4 protein-coding genes are annotated in these 3,286 nt (G+C 29.6%); all 4 read left to right on the top strand.

Translation table 11 applies throughout. The annotated features are described in order from the left end of the window. Positions 1-137: 137 nt before the first annotated feature. The gene (locus NSA58_RS17725) at positions 138-560 is read left to right on the top strand and encodes a cytidine deaminase (RefSeq protein ID WP_039681477.1); all 423 of its coding nucleotides are present in this window, start codon (positions 138-140) and stop codon (positions 558-560) included. Positions 561-997: 437 nt separating this feature from the next. Next, entirely contained in the window at positions 998-1,963 is a 966-nt protein-coding gene (locus NSA58_RS17720) for a nucleoside hydrolase (RefSeq protein ID WP_039681471.1), read from the top strand. Continuing rightward, a complete protein-coding gene (locus tag NSA58_RS17715) occupies positions 1,964-2,542 on the top strand; it encodes an ECF transporter S component (RefSeq protein ID WP_039681472.1) in 579 nt (192 codons plus the stop codon). It begins immediately after the preceding gene. Then, a complete protein-coding gene (locus tag NSA58_RS17710) occupies positions 2,535-3,224 on the top strand; it encodes a radical SAM protein (RefSeq protein ID WP_039681473.1) in 690 nt (229 codons plus the stop codon). Before NSA58_RS17715 ends, NSA58_RS17710 begins: the two co-directional genes overlap by 8 nt. Positions 3,225-3,286: the final 62 nt, after the last annotated feature.

The raw sequence follows: 3,286 nt of genomic DNA, 5'->3' as shown, positions 1-3,286 counted from the left end.
AGATAAAAATCATAAAAAATTTCAAAAAATGTATACTTTTTTATTTCTAGATGTTATAATAATTATCCTTTATATGTTTGTATCTATGTACATAACAAATTAATTAAAGGATTAAAATGGAAAGGATATTAAAACTTATGAATAATATACAATTACTAATAAAAAATGCATTTGAAGCACAGGATAATTGTTACACACCGTACTCTCATTTCAATGTTGGAGCAGCTTTACTTGGTAAGAATGGTAAAATATATCAAGGATGTAATATTGAAAATGCATCATATACTCCGACAAATTGTGCCGAAAGAACAGCCTTTTTTAAAGCAGTATCAGAAGGACAAAAAGAGTTTGATGCGATTGCCATAGTAGGAAATAAAGAAGGTGAAGTGGGGGAATTTTGCTCACCATGTGGAGTATGTAGACAAGTAATGATGGAGTTTTGTAATCCAAAAGAGTTTAAAATTTACTTAGCAAAAGATAGAAATAATCTTGATGATTATATAGAGTATACATTAGAAGAAATATTACCACTAGGATTTGGACCGGCTAACCTAAAATAGTCAATTGCTATGCAATTGACTATGGCGCCAACGATATGCCTTCGTTTCACTCAGGCAAATCCGTTGCTTAAAATAAATAACTTGTTGTTTATGGCGCCAACAATGCACCTTTACTTCACTGTAGGTAAATCTGTTGCTTAGAATAACTAAATTTACCATAAATAAGAGAAGGGGTTTATCCCTTTCTTTTTTTATGTTATAATATTGTCCATATTAAAATATAATATTAAGGAACTATACAGTTATAATTATATTTTATTCAAATTATTGAAAATACTAGGTTGTATTTTACATCTAGGACTTGTTCGAGATCCTCCAAGTATAAAAAACTAGGTTAGCTTATTTAGTGGCAGTATTTAAGTTAATCCTTAGATACGGCTTTTTTTGTGCAAAAAAGCGTATAGGATCTCCTTTAGAAAGATTAGGAGGAGATAAATATGGAAAAAAGAAAAGTAATAATTGACTGTGATCCAGGTATAGATGATTGCCTGGCAATACTTCTAGCATTAAATTCTAAAGAATTAGAAGTATTAGGACTTACAATCTGTAGTGGTAATGTACCAGCAGATCTTGGAGCAAAGAACGCTCTAAAAGCACTTCAAATATGTGAAAGACTAGATATACCAGTTTATGTGGGCGAAAAATTACCACTAAAAAGAGAACTTGTAACAGCACAAGATACTCATGGCGAAGATGGTATAGGAGAAAATTTCTATGAAGATGTAAATAAAGAAATATTAGAAGATGGAGTAGACTTTATTATTGATACATTAAAAAATAATGAAAAAGTATCTATAATAGCTCTGGGTCCAATGACGAATATTGCAAAAGCTTTAATGAAGGATAAAAAAGCATTCAATAATTTAGATGAATTTGTATCTATGGGTGGAGCCTTTAGAATACATGGAAACTGTTCACCAGTGGCAGAGTTTAATTATTGGGTAGATCCTGAAGGAGCTGATTATGTTTACCAAAACTTACCTAAAAAAATTCATATGATAGGCCTAGATGTAACTAGGAAAATAGTATTAACACCAAATATTATTGAGTTTATTAATAGACTTGATAAAGAAAAATCAAAATTTATAACAGAAATAACGAGATTTTATATAGATTTCCATTGGGAACAGGAACACATCATAGGATGTGTAATAAATGATCCTCTTGCAGTGGCATATTTCATTGATAGAAATTTATGTAAAGGCTTTGATTCTTATGTAGAAGTAGTACATGATGGAGTTGCTATGGGGCAATCCATAATAGATTCATTCAACTTCTACAAAAATAAACCAAACGCTCATGTTTTAACTGAGGTGGATGAAAAAGCTTTTATGAAAATGTTCTTAAAAAGAATATTTAATGGATATGAAAATGAAATAGATACAATTGAGGGGGTAATATAAATGAATAAGAGTATGAGTACAAGAAATTTAACTTTAATGGCAATGGGAATTTCTTTAAATATAATAGGAGCATTAATAGCTTTAACACTTAGACTGCCTATTTATTTGGACTCTATAGGAACCATATTAGTTGCTTGTTTATTAGGACCTAAATTTGCAGTAATGACTGGAGTATGTGGTAGTTTAGTAAGTGGGATGACTTTTGATCCATATTCATTGTATTTTGCACCAGTACAAATAAGTACAGGACTTCTTGCAGGATTAATGTATAAAAAAGGATTATTAAAAGGTAAGAAAACACCATTGGGAGTATTTATATTTACCATACCGACAAGTATTATAAGTGCCATAATAGCAGCATTTTTATTTGGAGGTGTGACATCTTCAGGTTCCTCTTATATAGTACAAATATTAAGTCATTTCAATGTGCCAATGGTAGTTAGTGTATTTATTACTCAAGTGTGTACAGATTATGCAGATAAATTTTTGGCTGTAGTTTTAGTAGCTTTAGGTGTGGCGGCACTTCCTAAAAGTTACAAATTATCATTTAAACAGAAGGTGAATAAACAACATGGATAGATATAGTGAAGTAACAAACAAAAACCAGCGTGAAATAGTACTACTTAAAGCTTTTCCATGTAAATGGGGCAAATGTAGTTTTTGTGATTATATATTAGACAATTCAAAAGATGAGGAAGAAATAAACAAATTAAACTTTGAGGTGTTAGATAACATAACTGGAAAATACAAAGTATTGGAAGTTATAAACTCAGGTAGTTGTTTTGAAATTCCTAAGGCCACTTTATTGAAAATAAAAGAAATAATCAAGGAAAAGAAAATAGAAAAACTATTCTTAGAAAGTCACTGGGTTTATAAAAAGAAAATTCAAGAAATGAGAGATTTCTTTGAAATACCTATAACATTTAAAATAGGTGTGGAGACTTTTGACTATGACTTTAGAAATGGATATCTTAACAAAAATGCTAAGTTTGAAAGTGTGGAAGAATTGAAAGAATACTTTGATTCACCTTGCATTATGGTGGGAATTAAAGGTCAAACTAAAGAAATGATAGATAGAGATATGGAAATAGTTCTTAATAATTTTGACCATGCTACTATAAATGTCTTTATTGATAATACATCAGAAGTTAAGAGAGATCAAGAGCTTGTAGATTGGTTTGAAGAAAAGTATAAGTTTTTAATAGATAATCCAAAGATTGAAGTATTGTTTAATAATACAGACTTCGGTGTGGGAGATTAATAAAATCGATAATATAGAAAACCATATTGATTATATAGTCAATATGGTTTTATTATATTTAT

The sequence above is a fragment of the Terrisporobacter muris genome (assembly GCF_024621905.1).
GTDB lineage: Bacteria > Bacillota > Clostridia > Peptostreptococcales > Peptostreptococcaceae > Terrisporobacter > Terrisporobacter muris.
This window is presented reverse-complemented; position numbering and strand designations above follow the sequence as displayed.

What these genes read in the sequence shown, in the direction of transcription:
- NSA58_RS17725 (WP_039681477.1), top strand. Translation starts at nt 138, where the DNA reads ATGAATAATATACAATTACTAATAAAAAATGCATTTGAAGCACAGGAT.
- NSA58_RS17720 (WP_039681471.1), top strand. Translation starts at nt 998, where the DNA reads ATGGAAAAAAGAAAAGTAATAATTGACTGTGATCCAGGTATAGATGAT.
- NSA58_RS17715 (WP_039681472.1), top strand. Translation starts at nt 1,964, where the DNA reads ATGAATAAGAGTATGAGTACAAGAAATTTAACTTTAATGGCAATGGGA.
- NSA58_RS17710 (WP_039681473.1), top strand. Translation starts at nt 2,535, where the DNA reads ATGGATAGATATAGTGAAGTAACAAACAAAAACCAGCGTGAAATAGTA.